Source organism: Streptomyces sp. NPDC029292 (genome assembly GCF_055569295.1).
In genome coordinates this window covers 547486-563036 of the sequence record NZ_JBVHXR010000001.1, presented here as the reverse complement: position 1 = coordinate 563036, position 15551 = coordinate 547486, and the positions used below count along the sequence as shown (strand labels likewise).

The following is a 15551-nucleotide window of genomic DNA, read 5'->3' as shown; positions in this document are numbered from 1 at the left end:
CGGGATGGGGCGGCTGCCCGGTTGCGAGCCTGCGGCAGCCGCCCGTCAGCCGTGAACGGAGTCGCGGATGTCGTCCTGGCGGCATGGGCTGGGCACACCAACGCGGCCTTCACCAAGGCCAAGTACGTCGCTCCGGACGCCGAGGATCTTCGTTCGGCGGCCGCCGCGCTCGACGGTCTGCACAGGCTGGGGTGAGAGATTGTGAGAGAACAGCGTGAGATGGGCGGCCAATATGGCATCTGACCTGCGCCTATCGGAAACCTCGCAGATCCATGCTTCGATTCTGCGCGGTGACGAAGCCCTTCGCCCGGTGTGCGACGTGTGCGCGGTACGCCTACCGTGGCTCGCATGGGCGATGCGGTGGAACTGGAGGCAGCCGGGAGGACCGTACGGCTGTCCAGCCCGGACAAGGTCTTCTTCCCGGAGCGCGGCTTCACGAAGCTGGACCTCGCCCAGTACTACCTCGCCGTCGGCGACGGCATCCTCCGCGCGCTCCGCAACCGCCCCACCACCCTGGAGCGGTACCCGGACGGCGTGGCGGGCGAGTCCTTCTTCCAGAAGCGGGCGCCCAAGAACATGCCCGACTGGATCCCGACCGCGCACATCACCTTCCCCAGCGGCCGCAGCGCCGACGAGATGTGCCCCACCGAGCCCGCCGCCGTCCTGTGGGCCGCCCAGTTCGGCACGCTCACCTTCCACCCGTGGCCGGTGCGCCGCGACGACGTCGACCGCCCCGACGAACTGCGTATCGACCTCGACCCGCAGCCCGGCACCGATTACGCCGACGCCGTGCGCGCCGCCCATGAACTGCGCGAGGTCCTCCACGAGTACGGCGACCTGCGCGGCTGGCCGAAGACCTCCGGCGGCCGCGGCCTGCACGTCTTCGTGCCGATCCAGCCGCGCTGGACCTTCACGCAGGTACGCCGGGCCGCCATCGCCGTCGGGCGCGAACTGGAACGCCGGATGCCCGACCAGGTCACCACCGCCTGGTGGAAGGAGGAACGGGGCGAAAAGATCTTCGTGGACTACAACCAGACCGCGAGAGACCGCACCATCGCCTCCGCCTACTCGGTCCGCCCCCGCCCGCACGCCCCCGTCTCCGCGCCCCTGCGCTGGGACGAGGTGGACGACGCCCAGCCCCAGGACTTCGACCTGGCCACCATGCCGAGGCGCTTCGCCGAACTCGGCGATGTGCACGCCGACATGGACGACCATGCCTTCTCCCTGGAGGCCCTGCTGGAACTCGCCAGCCGCGACGAACACGACCACGGTCTGGGCGACCTGCCGTACCCGCCCGAGTACCCGAAGATGCCGGGCGAGCCGAAGCGGGTGCAGCCGAGCCGGGCCAAACACGACGACCAATAGTCGCCGTGGGCGGCGAGGATCCTCCGGCAGTCCCAGACCTCCCCGTCGTCAGTGGTGTACGGCTGCCACTGATCACAGCATGCCGCACGCCACTGACAACGGGTCCCGCAGGACCGGCGCCTACCCGACCCCTACAGCTCCTTGATCCGGATGTCCCGGTAGGAGATCACATCCGTCGTGCCGTGCACCTGAAGCCCGACGTAGCCGGAGGCGAACCGCCGCCCGTCCGTGCCCGGGTCGTCCGAGCGCGGCGGGTAGAAGTCCTGGCCGCCGATGTTGTCGAACTCGTTGATCAGCACGCCGTTGCGGTACACCGAGTAGTGCTGGTCGACCACACGGATCTCGTAGTCGTTCCAGGTGCCCTTCTGGGTGACGCCCGCACCGGCGAGGCCCACCCGGTCGAAACCGTAGATCGAGCCCGTCTTGTACATGTCGCCGTCGGGCCGGTCGAGCACCTGCACCTCGTGTCCGTACTTGATGGCGACCCACTCGGGGCGCGACTCCTCGGGGTGGTCGTGGACCCACGGGAACCGTACGAACACACCGGAGTTGGCGTTCCCGGTGCCGGGAGCGTCGTCACACCACTGGAGCTTCAGCGAGAAGTCGCCGTACTTGCGCTCCGGGAACCACAGCATGCCGAGCCCGCCCTGCGACGTGCCGGACGTGATCGATCCGTCCGTGTTCAGCCCGAACGAACCACCGCCCACGTGCTCCCACTTGGCGAAGGAACCCTGCGAGCCGTCGAAGATCTTCCGGTAGCCGTCGGTCTGGCCCGGCTTGCCGATGCCGGACTGCCGGGCCGCCCGGTTGATCTTGTTGTACTCGCGCTGGTCGATGACGCCTTCCTCGAGGAGCTCGTCCAGGACGGTCTTCACGTGCTTGAGGAACAGCGCCTGGGAGGTCCACTCCTTCTCGTCCTCGATCAACTCGTTGACCCTGCACCGGTTGTTGGTCACCCGGTTGGGCACACCCGAGTCGACCGTGCCGACGATCACCGTCAACCGTTCGTCGAACTCGGGGCAGTCGGGCGCGGGCACCCCGCCACCCGACGCGACCGTGAAACTCACCGTCCGCGGCTCGGAGGTGTTGCCCGCCTTGTCGCTCGCCCGGTACGCCACGCTGTGCGCGCCGACACGGTCGACCAACACCGGTGTGGTGTACGCCAGATAGGGCCCGGCATCCAGCGAGTACTCGATCGCGGCGACCCCCGAACCGCCCTCGTCCGTCGCGCTCACGGTCACCTTGGCGCTGTTCACATACGCGCCGTCGGAGTTCTTCGTCCCCTCGACGGTCACCCCGGTGACCGGCGGTGTCGTGTCGGAAGCGGGCGGCGCGACCACGGTGAAGGCGACATTCTTCTCGGCGGCCGTGTTGCCCGCCTTGTCGGTCGCGCGATAGCGCACCTGGTGCGCGCCGAGCGCGTGCACCATCACGGGCGCCGTGTACGGCTGCCAGGCGCCGGAGTCGACCGCGTACTCGATGGTGTTGACGCCGGAACCGGTGTCGGAGGCGGAGACGGTGACCGTCGCCATGTCGATGTAGGCCCCGTCGGCGGTGCGCTCACCGCTCACCGTCGCCGAGGTCTCCGGTGGAGCCGTGTCGTCCGTCGGCGGCGCGACCACGGTGAACGCGACGTTCTTCTCGGCGGCCGTGTTGCCCGCCTTGTCGATCGCCCGATAGCGGAGTGTGTGATCGCCTACCTGGTCGATCACGACGGGCGTGGTGTACGGCTGCCAGGCGCCCGCGTCCCCGATGGCGTACTCGATCCGGTCGACGCCCGAGCCCGCGTCCGTCGCGCTGACCGTGACGGTCGCCGAACCGACGTACGCGCCCTGCGAGTTCCGCGCACCGCTCACCGATGCCGATGTCTCGGGTGCCGTCGTGTCCGAGCCGCCGCCCTCCGTCACCACGAGGGTGCCCTGCATCTGCTCATGGCCCGGCATCGTGCAGTAGAAGCGGTAGCGGCCGGGAGTGAGGGTGACGTCGACCGAGTGCTTGCCGCCCTGGTCGTCGTTCGGGTTGGCCAGGATGTTGAGCGGGACGTCGTTGTTGTACTCCGGGTCGGAGACGTCGAACGTCAACGTGTGCGGCATTCCTGTGGTGTTGCCGGTGGCCGCGCTGTTCTCGAAGACGATCGTGGTCGGCCCCGCGACCGCTGTCTGCGGCACGGACGCGTACTTGGTGATGTCGTCCCCGGCGGTCCAGGTGAGTACCTGAGCAGCCGCTTTCAGCGGGGATTCGGTCCTTCCGAACGCGGACGTCGACGTCAGTCCGAGCATCATCAGCAAGGACGCCAGCACGGCCGTCCCCAGGCGTGCCGTTCTTCGCCGTTCGAACATCACTCCGCCTTCCTGGCCAGCTGATCGGCGGCCGGTGTCGGCCCACCGCCCGTGTAAGTGACCCTCCACAGAGCCGACTTGGAGTCCGAGGTGAAGAAGCCTCGGCCGTAGTCGAGGACGTACAGCGCGCCGTCCGGTCCGAACTTCCAGTCCATGAGGTTCTTGATGCCGTCGTTGCCGATCGGCACGATCTTCTTCAGGGACTCCGAGTGGATCGGCAGTCCGCCGTCTCCGGCCGTCTTCGGGTCGGTGAGTACGGCGTTGCGCGGCTGGTCGGAGTCGTAGAAGTCACCGACGAACCACTTGCCGTCCCAATACGCGGGCCATTTCGTGGTGTTGGTGATCGACGCGTCGTACCGGTAGACCGGCCCGTTCATCGCCGCTTGGCCGCCGCCCTTCAGCCACGGCAGCAGGTACGTGGCCTCCTCCTGCTTGTACGACGGGATGCCGTTCGCGTCGCGCGGATAGTCCGGGGCGCCGCCCTGGGGCGAGTACCAGATGTTGTTGCCGGTGATGGGCGGGAGGTTGACGAGACCGTCGTTGTTCGGCGACTCGTTCTTCGGGTGGTCGCAGTCGTACCAGCCGAGCGGCTTGCTCGGGTCGGGCAGATTGCGGTCCCGGTAGGGCTGCTTGTTGCCCATGCAGTACGGCCAACCCCGGTTGCCTGCCTTGGTGATGACGGCGAAGGTGTCGTACTTGGCCGGGCCCCAGGTCGTCGACGGCGCGCTCGCGTCCGGGCCGACCCATCCGGCGTACAGGGTGTCGGTCTTCTTGTCGACGGAGATCCTGGCGGGGTTCCTGACGCCCATCACATAGATCTCGCCGCGCGTCTTGCCGCCGCCCTCGGCGGTCTCCTCGCCGGTGAACAGGTTGCCTTCCGGCAGCGTGTATGTGCCGTCGGGCTCCGGGTGGATGCGCAGGATCTTGCCGTTGAGGTTGTTGGTGTTGCCCGCGGTGCGGCGCGCGTCCGCGAACGACACGCCCTTGTAGTTGGGTTCGGGGTTGTTGCCCGAGTAACCGTCGCTGAAGCGGCTGGAGTTGTTGTCACCGGTCGCGATGTAGAGGTTGCCCTTGGAGTCCCAGGCCATCCCGCCGCCCGCGTGGCAGCAACTGTGGATCTGCACCGGCCACTTGAGCAGCACCCTCTCGCTGCTCAGGTCCAGCTTGTTCGTGGCGGGATCGAGGGTGAAGCGGGAGACGCGGCGCTCGGCCATCTGGGTGTCGCGGTTGATCTGCGAGTGGGGTGTGTAGTGCAGATACACCCAGCCGTTCTGCTCGAAGTGCGGGTCGATCTCGATGCCGAGCAGCCCCTCCTCGACCTTGATCAGCTCGTCGCCGCCGCCCTTGTTGCCGAACACGGTGAGCGCGCCGGCCAGGGTGACCGTGCCCGTCTTCGGGTCGTAGACGTGGATCTCACCCTTGCCCTTGCCGACGTCCGGGTTGTTCCAGTCGGTGACCACGGGCTGGGAGGAGTCCGCGCCGCCGCGACCGATGTAGAGCACTCGTCCGTCGGGCGCGGTCACCAGGCCGTGCGGCTCACCGATCTGGTCGTTCTGGCCCGGCTGGTTGGGCTGAGTCAGGCGCTTCGCCTGGTAGTTGGCGTTGATCGTGGCCTTGCAGTCGGCCTGTACGAGCCGGGTCGTCCAGAGCAGGGCGCCGCGCAGATGCGTACGGAAGTCGGTCTCGTCGTAGGAGGAGGCCGTGCCGCCCATGCCGGTGTAGAAGGAGCGGCCGCCGTCGTAGTCGCGGCACCAACTCACCGGGTGGTCCCAGCCGTTCTTGCTCGCGCCCGGCTGATATGTCGACTCGCGCACCCTTGCCACGGTGTGCACCTCGCCCGACGGGTTCTTCACCCAGTTGAGCCACTGGTCGGGGCGCTTCCACTGGGTCGGCAGATCCTTGGTGGCGGGGTGCTGTCGGTCTCCCACCTCAACGGTGGCTCGCTGTGCAGCGGTTGGGCTCGACGGAGCCGGACGGGCACCGATCAGCCCGGTGAACCAGTCTGAGTACGGTTCGGCGCGGGCCGCGTCATGAACGCCGACGAAACCGCCGCCCGCCTCCATGTACGCCTCGAGCCCGGCCTCTTGCTCCGGATCGAGGACGTCTCCGCCACCCGTCAGGAAGACGACGGCGTTGAAGCGGCCGAGCCTGGTCTCATTCGTGAAGACCGAGGCGTCGTCCGTCGCCTCGACCTTGAAGCGCTGGGCGGCCGGACCCGACAGACCGATCTTCTCGATCGCCTCGATCCCGGCGTTCACGACCGGCGACTCGTCCCCGGCCGCCGCGGAGCCGTAGAAGATCAGCACCCTTACATTCGCGCCGCCCGGCGGCGACTTGACGGACATCGTTGTCAGAGCAGGGTCCGGAGCCGGGCGCGCGCTCGCGGACGGCGCCGCGAGCGCCCCGGCGGTGACGGCTCCGGCGGCCAGGGCGGCCGCCCAGGCGCGGCGCCTGCTTCTGCGTCTTCTCGCGCTCAACCCTCGTAGGAATGACGGATTTTGATGCGATGTGAGCCGCATGTGGTCATCCACTCCTCGTCGGTCACAGCAACAGCGCCACGGAAGCTAGACCACTTTTCGCGGCTCGCCAATAGGTATGACCGCGATGGAACAAACTTTGTCCTGGGTGTGGATAAACGGGAGTCGTGCCGCTACCGTCTCACCGGTTCATCTCCGTAAATTCCGTACCAGGGTGGGGAGTTCGGCATGGACAGACGTGGCTTCAATCGGCGGATGCTGCTGGGTGGTGCGGCCGTCGCGACCGGTGCGACATCGTTGTCGTCGGCCTCTCAGGCGGTGAGCGCCGACACCCCGGTACGGACCGCCCCGGCCGGCGGCGAGGTCCGGCACATCAAGCTGTACGCGGAGAAGCTCGCCGACGGGCAGATGGGCTATGGCTTCGAGCAGGGCAAGGCGTCGATTCCCGGGCCGCTGATCGAGCTCAACGAGGGCGACACCCTGCACATCGAGTTCGAGAACACGATGGATGTGGCGGCGAGTCTGCATGTCCACGGGCTCGACTACGAAATCTCCAGCGACGGCACGAAGTTGAACAAGGGCGACGTCGAGCCGGGCGGCACCCGCACGTACACCTGGCGCACCCACGCGCCCGGCCGCCGCAAGGACGGCACGTGGCGCGCGGGCAGTGCGGGGTACTGGCACTACCACGACCATGTGGTCGGTACCGAGCACGGAACCGGCGGCATCCGCAAGGGCCTCTACGGCCCGGTGATCGTCCGCCGCAAGGGCGACATCCTCCCCGACCGGACCTTCACCATCGTCTTCAACGACATGACGATCAACAACAGGGCCGCCCACTCCGGCCCCGACTTCGAGGCCACGGTGGGCGATCGCGTCGAGATCGCGATGATCACGCACGGCGAGTACTACCACACGTTCCACCTGCACGGTCACCGCTGGGCCGACAACCGCACGGGCCTGCTGACCGGCCCCGACGACCCGAGCCAGGTCATCGACAACAAGATCGTCGGACCCGCGGACTCCTTCGGCTTCCAGGTGATCGCGGGGGAGGGCGTCGGGGCCGGGGCGTGGATGTACCACTGCCACGTCCAGAGCCACTCCGACATGGGCATGGTGGGGTTGTTCCTGGTGAAGAAGGCGGACGGGACGATTCCGGGGTATGAGCCGCACGAGCACTAGCGGGCACGGTCGCCGTGCAGGGCGACACCGGAACCGCCCTCGACCGGTGTCGTGCGCACCTGCTTCGCTCGGCCGTCCCGCACTTCCAGGAGCGGGAACTCCGTGTACGGGTACACCCGGGCGGCCCCTCGCTCCACGTTGAGGGCTTGGCAGTCCAGGATCGAGTCGGCTCCGGGTGCGGGGTCGTACTCCCACAGTGGCGTTCCCATGCTGCTCCAGCGGCGTACGCCGTGAGGCGGTCAGGAGTCATGTGTCTTTCTCATGGTCATGGGCGGTCTTCGGCTCGCCCCCACGCCGCGGCGCAAGCGGATTTCGGTGCGTCGGGAGCGCTCTCACGGCCCGAGCGACCGCGCGGTTATCCTGATCCGCAACCGCCGATGAGGAGCCCAGAGGTGACCGAGACAGCGTCGCGCCCCACGTTGGAGGCCGTGGCCGCGCGGGCCGGGGTCTCCCGGGCCACCGTGTCGCGCGTCGTGAACGGCGGGGACGGGGTGCGGGAACCCCTCGTCGAGCGGGTGAGGCGGGCCGTCGAAGAGCTCGGATACGTGCCGAACCAGGCCGCGCGCAGCCTCGTCACCCGGCGCCATGACGCGGTGGCCGTGGTGATCGCCGAACCGGAGACCAGGGTCTTCGCCGACCCGTTCTTCGCGCTCCAACTCCGCGGCATCAGCAAGGAGTTGACGGCTCACGACTCGCAGCTCGTACTGCTGCTCACGGAGGGCCGCGACGACCACGTCCGGGTCGGCCGCTATCTCGCCGGCGGTCACGTGGACGGCGCGCTCGTCTTCTCGCTGCACCTCGACGACCCGCTGCCCGGCCTGATCCACGGTGCGGGCGTGCCGACCGTGTTCGGCGGCCGGCCCGGCTGGGGCGACGGCGCCCGCAACTCCGTACCCACGGTGTACGTCGACTGCGACAATCGGGGCGGGGCCCGCGAGGCGGTACGTCACCTCGTCGGACTCGGCCGTACGCGGATCGCCCACATCACGGGCGCCCGGGACCAGACCTCCGCCGTCGACCGGCTCGACGGGTTCCGGGACGTGATGGTCGACGTCGACCCGGGGCTCATCGCCGAGGGCGACTTCACGCCCGCGGGCGGCGAGCGCGCGATGCGGGAACTCCTGGCGCGCTGCCCCGACGTCGACGCGGTGTTCGCCGCGAACGACCTGACGGCCGCGGGAGCCCTGCGCGTGCTGCGCGAACAGGGGCGGCGGGTGCCCGACGACGTCGCCGTGATCGGCTTCGACGACATGCTGCCGGTCGCCGAGCAGACCGACCCGCCCCTCACGACGGTCCGTCAGGACATAGAGGAGATGGGCCGTTTGATGGCCCGACTGCTGCTGCGTCGCCTCGACCGAGGGGCCGGCGAGGACGACCTGGGAGGCGCACCTTCCAGTGTGGTGCTGCCGACGACGCTCGTGCGACGGGTCTCCGCCTAGGTCACAGGGCTCCCCTCAGCCTCGGTGCGGGCCCAAGTTCCCCAGCACGTCGCCGAGTTGGGCCGGGGTGAGAGAGGGCTCGGGCAGCCGCGCGGCGGCGGGCGAGGCGCGCAGGCCGTCCAGGAGGAGCGCGAGCGCACGGCGCCAGGCGTCCGGCGCCGTGGCCGTGAGCGCGGGGACGGCGCGGCAGAGCGCGGCCAGCGCGAAGAGGAGGTCCTCGGTGGTGAGATCGCCGCGCACGGCGCCCTGTTCGCGGCCACGGCGCAGCAGCACGTCCACCGTCTCCCTGTTGTGGGCGTGGACGGCCTCCAGTGAGGCGACGCCCTCCAGGCGCGTGGTCATCAGGTCGATCGCGCCGCGGTCGGCGACCAGCCCCGCGAAGACCGCCTCCATGTAGCCCACCAGGCCCGTCCAGGCGTCCTCCGCGGTCCGAGCCCGCTCCCCGGCCGCCATGGTCTCCGCCAGTGCGTCCCGGAAGACTTCGTCGACGAGTGCGGCACGGGTCGGGAAGTGCCGGTACAGCGTGGCGTTTCCCACCCCGGCGCGGCGGGCGATCACATCGAGCGGCGCGTCAAGACCCTGCTCGGCGAACACCTCACGGGCCGCCGCGGCGAGCCGCTCGCGGTTGCGCCGGGCGTCGCGCCGCCGCCGTACCGGATCCGGGCCGCCCTCGCCGATCGTCACGACCTCACCCTTCCGTAGTACCGGGGACCACTCCCCAGTACCGATGCTATCGTCGGAGCCCGAAACGGGGAGTACTCCCCATTTGAACGGGGAGGGCGGACGATGGCGGACACGGCACTGGTGCTGGGCGGCGGCGCGGCGGTCGGCGGAGCGTGGATGGCCGGGGTGCTCGCCGGACTCGCCGAGGCCGGAATCGATGTGGCCCGCGCCGACGTCGTCATCGGCACCTCGGCCGGGGCGATCCTCGGCTCCCGACTTGCCTCCGGGGTCACCGCGGCCGAGCTGTACGAGCGCCAGCTCGCCCGAGCCGACGCCCTCGACGTCGCCGTCACCCTGGGGCAGACGGCCCGCTTCCTGTGGGCGGCATTGGGCTCCCGGAACCCGCGGCGCTCCGTCGAACGCCTTGGCCGAGCCGCGCTCGCGGCCCGTACCGGCCCCGAGTCGGAGGTCTTCGACGCGGTCGGCACCCTGCTGGGCGACGTACGGCAGTGGCCCGAACGGGAGGTGCGGATCACGGCGGTCGACGCCCGGACCGGGAGCCTCGAGGCGTTCGACGCGACCTCGGGCCTGACCCTCCTCGAAGCGGTCGCGGCGAGCTGTGCGGTGCCCGTGGTCTGGCCGCCCGTCACCGCCGGCGGCCGCCGCTGGATGGACGGCGGCAGCCGCTCGACCACCAACATCCACCTCGCCCGCGGGCACCGTCGCATCGTGGCGATCTCACCGATCCCCAAGGCCGTCGGCCCGCACCCGAGTGCCCCGCGGCAGGCCGCCGAACTGGCGGCGGCCGGGGCCCGCGTCAGCCTCCTCGCCCCGGATGGCGCCGCCCGCCGCGCGATGGGCCGCAACATGCTGGACGACACCCGCCGTCCGGCCGCCGCCCGCGCCGGCCACGCCCAGGCCACCGCACTCGCGGAGTCCGTTGCCCAGGTGTGGCACGGCTGACGCCCGTACGGACCGTACGAGCGGATGCGAGGCTTTACGAGCCGACGGTCACCGTGAACCGTCGTGGGTTGCCGTCGTGCGCCGCGCCGGACACGTCCGGCTGGTCGTCGGGGCGTACGTCGTCGTACGGGAAGGCGTACCCGATGGGGGAGTTGGCGTGCACGACGCGTGCCCAGTGGTTGGTGGTGTCGCCCTGGTAGTAGTCGGCTGTGGTCGTGCCATTGGGCTGGTCGGGGTGGGTGAGCATGATCGAGCGGTTGAAGCCGGCGGCGAGGCGGGCGAGGAGACCCTTCTTGTCGTCGGGGTCGCCCGGGTTGTTGGCGAACGGGCCGTGGTTGCAGGTGAAGACGTCCTTCGAGGCCGGCTTGGCGAAGGTGTGGCCGCCGGTGAAGGTGAGGGTGTCGCCGCTCACCCGGCCGGTGAACACGCCCCGGCCGCCCTGGAGGTCGATTCGCAGATCGGTGCCCCGGTACTTCTCCCACACCTGGTCGATGTAGCTGTCCCAGACGGTGCGGAACGGCATCTGGTCGGGCCGGTCGAAGTACGGGGCCATCAGGTTCTGCGGGGAGATCACGCGGAGCACCTCGCCCCCGTCGCCGCGGATCACCAGCTTGTCCCACGGCTGACCGTCCTTGGCGGCCTGCGCCGTGAGGTCCGAGGCGATCTTGTCCACGGCGCCGTCGGGCAGCGGAGCGACGGTGTGGGTGGCGTCGCCCTCCAGGGTCAGCCCGATCGGCAGGGCCGTCACCAGGTCGACGTAGCTGATATTGGCGTACAGCTGGTCGGAGTTGAAGGTGAACTCGCAGAACGACCACGTCTTGCCGTAGTTCGGGTCGGCGGCCGTGGCGAACGCGGGCTCGACCAGTGACGGGCCGGGGTTGAGGAGGAAGTCCAGGGTGTCGTCGCGCACGAAGTAGACCCGGGCGCCGTACATCTGAGGGAGCGTCAACACGGTGGCCGCGGAGCCGGCCGGGCCGAGCGGGATGGCGCAGTCGACGGGCAGCGGGGTCCCCGGGGCCGAGGGGGAGTCGGGGCGGTAGACGGTGCCGTCGGGGCGCAGCAGGACCCAGTTGCCGGTCGACTGCTCGTGCCCGGTGACGTAGGCGCGGACTGTTCCGGGCAACGAGGCATTTTGCAGGGCGAGTTGACAGGTCGCCGGTGCCGCCTTGGCGCCGGGGCTGAGGGCGCTTCCCCAGACGGGATAGGTCGCGGCGGTGGCCGCGGCGGCGGCTCCGGTCAGGAACGTTCGGCGGGATATCACAGAAGGACTCCTGGGGTGTGGGGGACGCAGGAGGAAGCCGTTGCCTGTGGGGGGTCGGCTCCTGCGGTGCACCACTGTTCCCAGGGGGAGTTGAAGCGTCAAGGGTTATGACTGAGAGCGCTCTCGAAATGTTGTTGCGTTCAAGAGTTGGCGATGGGCGAGAGCTGGCGATGGATCGGTAGTGGGTGATGGGCCGGTGGTGGGTGAGGGACCGGTAGCGGGTGACGGGCCGGTATGGGGTGCCGGATCGGCAGTGGGCGATGGATCGGTAGGGCCCCGCGCGCCCGGGGCCCTACCGATCGGGGCCTCGGCCCGCCGCGTCTCAGCTCTGCTGCGGCGCGCTCTTGATCACCGCGAAGCGTGCCCCGTACGGGTCGGCGAGCTTCGCCATACGGCCCACGCCCTCCAGGTCCGTCGCGGGCATACGGACCTTGCCGCCCAGCTCCTGGGCCTTGCCGACCACGGCGTCCGTGTCGGTGACCTCGAAGTACGGCAGCCAGTACGCGCCGGACTCGGCCTCGGTCGGGTCGTCGGCCAGCGGGACGACTCCGCCGAACATGTCCTGCTGCTCGGCCCCTGCGGGGTTGATGCAGGTGTAGGTGCCGCCGGGGAACGGCACGGCCGAGGTCTCCCAGCCGAACACGGAGTTGTAGAACGCCGCGGCCGCCGCGATGTCCGGGGTGTAGAGCTCGACCCAGCACAGTGAGCCCGGGTCCCCGGCCACGTCCAGGCCCTTGGTGCGGCCCGGCTGCCAGATGCCGAAGGGCACGCCCGCCTCGTCGCCGAGGATCGCCATGTGGCCCTCGCCCATCACGTCCATGGGCTGCATGAGCACGGTGCCCCTGGCCTGCTCGACCGCCTTGGCCGTGGCCTCCGCGTCAGCGCTCTGGAAGTACACGGTCCAGGAGGGCGGGCCCTGCTCCGCAGTGGTCTGCATGCCGCCTGCGACGGTCTTTCCGTCGAGCTGGAAGAAGCCGTAGCCGCCGGCGTCGGGCCCCGCCGACTGGAACTGCCAGCCGAAGAGGCCTCCGTAGAAGGAGATGGCGCCGTCGATGTCGGATGTGCCGACATCCAGCCAGTTCGGGGCGCCGGTGACAAAGCGGGTGGTGAGCATCATTGCCCTCCTTTGAGGGGTCCCGTTGTCTGCACTGCCGAGTCTTGCACCGCCCACTGACAATCGCTGCCGGAGCGCTGCCGTCGGCCTGAGCGACCGTCGCGGTTACCCGGGGTGACCAGGAGAGTCCTCCTTGTCGTCAACTTTCCCGCGCGCCGCCGTGCGCTTCCGTGTGTGCCGGGGTCATCATCAGTGGCCGCCCGAGGTCTCGGAACGTGGCGTTGATCGCGCGTTGATCGAACGTTTTTCGCCGCAGGGCACGATCTCGCCCATGCACATCGAAACGATCACTCCGGCCGACATCAGCTGGCAGGAGCAGGCGCTGTGCGCGCAGACAGGGGCTGACTTCTTCTTTCCCGAGCCGGGCAGCTCGGTGCGGGAGGCGAAGCGCATCTGCGGCATGTGCGAGATGCGCTCCGCCTGCCTCGAGTACGCCCTGAACAACGACGAGCGCTTCGGGGTCTGGGGCGGTCTCTCCGAGAAGGAGAGACTGAGCCTCACGCGTACGACACGGTGAACTGCCACGTCCCGGCCGGTACCTGCACGTCGTTCCCCGTCACCGCCAGCTGCCGCCCATCGGCGGACGCCGACCGCACCGCGCCGAACCGGCACGGATAGACGAACCGCACCCGCTCGGGCGCCTGTGTGATGTCCACCGTCACCATGCGCCCGACCGGATCGTGCGTGAGCCGGTACCCGAACGGTTCCCCGAAGAGCGTGGGCGCCGCGTCCACCGCGACCCTTTCGCCTTCCGGCACCCAATGCGGACGCACGCCCGGCGCGATGTACACATGCGGATCGCGGTCCTCGTCGGCCTCGAAGAAGAGGATGTCGCGGATCAGCAGCAGATACTCGGCGGCCGCCCAGCCGTGCGGCATGTCACCCATGTACCAGTGCCGGTACGGGACTTCGGCGAAGTCCGAGGCGATGGGGAACGCGTGCTGTTCGTTCCACGCGCCCAGCGCGGCGGGCCGCCCCGCCGTCACCGGGAAGCCCGCGCCGACCACCCAGCCGAGCAGCGCGTCCATCCGCTCCGGATCACCGGCGAGGAGATAGGCGTGCGCCAACTGCATGGTCAGATAAGGCCCGTACGCGTTCCACGCCGCCTCGTGCCGGTAGCCGCCGGTCACGAAGTGCGCGTACATCGTGTCGAGCGTGAAGCGTGCCGCGCGGTCCACGTCCTCGCCGAGCTTGCTGCCCATGTGCAGCCGCAGCGGATGGAAGTACGCCGCCGCGCCGATCAGCGTCGAGTCGAGCCGCCCGACGTCGTCGGGGCCGGTCGGGATGTACGTCTCCCACGCGCCGCGCGAGCGCTGCTCGCCCAGCACCCAGCGGACGGCGTCGACGGTGGCCTGCTTCAAGTCGTCGAAGGCGCCCCAGAGCTCGGGGATCTCGGGTGCCCCGATCCGCTCGGCGAGGCGGGCCGCCTCGTACAGCCCGGCCAGCGCCCAGAAGTCGTCCCAGAAATGGCGCTTGTCGCGTTCGCCGAGGTGTTCGGCGCTCCAGCCCTGGTGCAGCAGACCGTATCCGTCACGGTTGTCGCGGATCCAGCGCGCGGCGTCGCGTACGTAGGGCACGTACAGCTTCGCCCCGAAGGACGTGGCGGCCCCGCTCGTACGGTCGAAGCGGCCGATCGCCCACAGCGCCTGGCCGTTGCTGTCCCACTCGCGGTCGTCCTTCTCGTGCGGCCCGCCGTAGAAGCCGTACTCGGCGCACGGCCCGATCCGTCCGCCGCCCCGGTTGAACTTCATTGGGTAGTGCGTGCCCAACTGCCGCTCCGCCAGGGCCGAGTCACCGACCAGCGAGCACGCGGTCGCCTCCACCGACGAGTCGCGGATCCAGAACGAGTCGTACACGGTGGGGCCCGGGTGGATCTCCCCCTGGTCGGAGAGGATCAGCAGCTGCGAGCGGGCCTGCCGGAAGAGGTCGGTCAGATGCCCCACCGGGCGCGGGAGTTGGGGTTGCAGCCCCTGCCTCATCAGCTTCGCCGTCCAGAAGTCCCGGTTGGCCGCCTCCAGTTCGCCCGCCGGAGTCGCCCGCAGCTCCGCCAGGTCGGCCGGTCCGCTGTACAGGTCCACCGGCAGGCGTACATCGATCTCGAAGACCTCGTCCTCCGCCACCCGGAACGGCCAGGCGAACACCGCGCTGCACAGGCCCGCCACTTGGTCCTGCGCCTCCGCCGCGCCGTTCAGCTTCCCGCCCATGACCAGGTCGTGGAACGGACTGTGCGAGACATACGCGTCCGGGTCGAACGAGAAGTCCGGATTGCCGTACACCCCGTACTGGTCGGGCGCGGTGTCGAAGACCGGCCCCCAGCCCGAGTTGGTCTCCACGCGCTGCTCGTCCGGCAGATGGCGCAGATAGGTGAGCCTTCGGTCGGTGATCTCGCGGCCGTTGCGGTCGTGCCGCTGGAAGCCGCTCGGCCCGGCCGGCATCAGCGCCGCACACAGCAGCCCCTCGCGCGGCTGCCCGGTCGGACTGCCCACCGTCACCCGGGTGACGACCAGGTCGCGTTCACGCGGGCCGACCGTCGTGGCGAAGGTGCGCTGCACGAATTCCACGTCTTCCGGCGTACGGAAGGTCGTCAGCACGACCGGCAGATGCGGTGCCTCCATACGCTGTTCGACGCTTCCCGCGTCGGGCAGCTGAGGCAGCCGCAGCGCACCCGTCGCCGGGTCGTGGAGGAAGAACGAGAGACAGTCCTCCGTGCTGGGGCGCATGCCGCACGGCGGGCCCGTCCTTCGTGCC

Annotated in this window: 13 protein-coding genes; 6 read left to right on the top strand and 7 right to left on the bottom strand. The window is 69.7% G+C overall.

Going from position 1 to position 15551, the window contains the following annotated elements; genetic code table 11:
- The first annotated feature begins 51 nt into the window (after nucleotides 1–51).
- Nucleotides 52–195, top strand: coding sequence for a hypothetical protein (locus tag ACZ4WS_RS02580; RefSeq protein WP_467976427.1), 144 nt, complete (start codon nucleotides 52–54; stop codon nucleotides 193–195).
- A 153-nt stretch (nucleotides 196–348) separates the two neighbouring features.
- Complete coding sequence (gene ligD / locus ACZ4WS_RS02575) at nucleotides 349–1365, top strand: non-homologous end-joining DNA ligase (RefSeq protein ID WP_467976425.1); 1017 nt, start codon at nucleotides 349–351, stop codon at nucleotides 1363–1365.
- 131 nt (nucleotides 1366–1496) lie between these two features.
- Here ligD and ACZ4WS_RS02570 read toward each other — a convergent pair whose 3' ends face one another.
- Nucleotides 1497–3704, bottom strand: coding sequence for an OmpL47-type beta-barrel domain-containing protein (locus ACZ4WS_RS02570; RefSeq protein WP_467976424.1), 2208 nt, complete (start codon nucleotides 3702–3704; stop codon nucleotides 1497–1499).
- A complete protein-coding gene (locus ACZ4WS_RS02565; RefSeq protein WP_467976422.1) occupies nucleotides 3704–6223 on the bottom strand; it encodes a ThuA domain-containing protein in 2520 nt (839 codons plus the stop codon). Before ACZ4WS_RS02565 ends, ACZ4WS_RS02570 begins: the two co-directional genes overlap by 1 nt.
- 186 nt (nucleotides 6224–6409) lie before the next feature.
- Here ACZ4WS_RS02565 and ACZ4WS_RS02560 point away from each other — a divergent pair, with 186 nt between their 5' ends.
- On the top strand, nucleotides 6410–7363 hold the full coding sequence (locus ACZ4WS_RS02560; RefSeq protein WP_467976421.1) for a multicopper oxidase domain-containing protein: 954 nt from the start codon (nucleotides 6410–6412) through the stop codon (nucleotides 7361–7363).
- Here ACZ4WS_RS02560 and ACZ4WS_RS02555 read toward each other — a convergent pair.
- Nucleotides 7360–7572: a hypothetical protein gene (locus ACZ4WS_RS02555; RefSeq protein ID WP_467976420.1), complete on the bottom strand. Its 213-nt coding sequence runs from the start codon at nucleotides 7570–7572 to the stop codon at nucleotides 7360–7362. The genes ACZ4WS_RS02560 and ACZ4WS_RS02555 overlap by 4 nt on opposite strands.
- Before the next feature lie 183 nt (nucleotides 7573–7755).
- Between ACZ4WS_RS02555 and ACZ4WS_RS02550 the strand changes: the two genes are divergently transcribed.
- Nucleotides 7756–8802, top strand: coding sequence for a LacI family DNA-binding transcriptional regulator (locus ACZ4WS_RS02550; protein ID WP_467976418.1), 1047 nt, complete (start codon nucleotides 7756–7758; stop codon nucleotides 8800–8802).
- Nucleotides 8803–8817: 15 nt separating this feature from the next.
- Here ACZ4WS_RS02550 and ACZ4WS_RS02545 read toward each other — a convergent pair whose 3' ends face one another.
- Nucleotides 8818–9486 (bottom strand): TetR/AcrR family transcriptional regulator, encoded by a 669-nt coding sequence (locus tag ACZ4WS_RS02545; protein WP_467976417.1) that lies wholly within the window; start codon nucleotides 9484–9486, stop codon nucleotides 8818–8820.
- A gap of 102 nt (nucleotides 9487–9588) precedes the next feature.
- Here ACZ4WS_RS02545 and ACZ4WS_RS02540 point away from each other — a divergent pair, with 102 nt between their 5' ends.
- Nucleotides 9589–10428, top strand: coding sequence for a patatin-like phospholipase family protein (locus ACZ4WS_RS02540; RefSeq protein ID WP_467976416.1), 840 nt, complete (start codon nucleotides 9589–9591; stop codon nucleotides 10426–10428).
- Between the two features lie 34 nt (nucleotides 10429–10462).
- Here the strand turns inward: ACZ4WS_RS02540 and ACZ4WS_RS02535 are convergent, their stop codons facing one another.
- A complete protein-coding gene (locus ACZ4WS_RS02535; RefSeq protein WP_467976414.1) occupies nucleotides 10463–11689 on the bottom strand; it encodes a glycoside hydrolase family 64 protein in 1227 nt (408 codons plus the stop codon).
- Nucleotides 11690–12011: 322 nt separating this feature from the next.
- Nucleotides 12012–12803 (bottom strand): VOC family protein, encoded by a 792-nt coding sequence (locus ACZ4WS_RS02530; RefSeq protein ID WP_467977146.1) that lies wholly within the window; start codon nucleotides 12801–12803, stop codon nucleotides 12012–12014.
- Between the two features lie 271 nt (nucleotides 12804–13074).
- Between ACZ4WS_RS02530 and ACZ4WS_RS02525 the strand changes: the two genes are divergently transcribed.
- On the top strand, nucleotides 13075–13320 hold the full coding sequence (locus tag ACZ4WS_RS02525) for a WhiB family transcriptional regulator (RefSeq protein WP_467976413.1): 246 nt from the start codon (nucleotides 13075–13077) through the stop codon (nucleotides 13318–13320).
- Here ACZ4WS_RS02525 and ACZ4WS_RS02520 read toward each other — a convergent pair.
- Entirely contained in the window at nucleotides 13301–15523 is a 2223-nt protein-coding gene (locus tag ACZ4WS_RS02520; protein ID WP_467976411.1) for a prenyltransferase/squalene oxidase repeat-containing protein, read from the bottom strand. The two genes, ACZ4WS_RS02525 and ACZ4WS_RS02520, sit on opposite strands and share 20 nt — an antisense overlap.
- Between the last annotated feature and the right edge of the window lie 28 nt (nucleotides 15524–15551).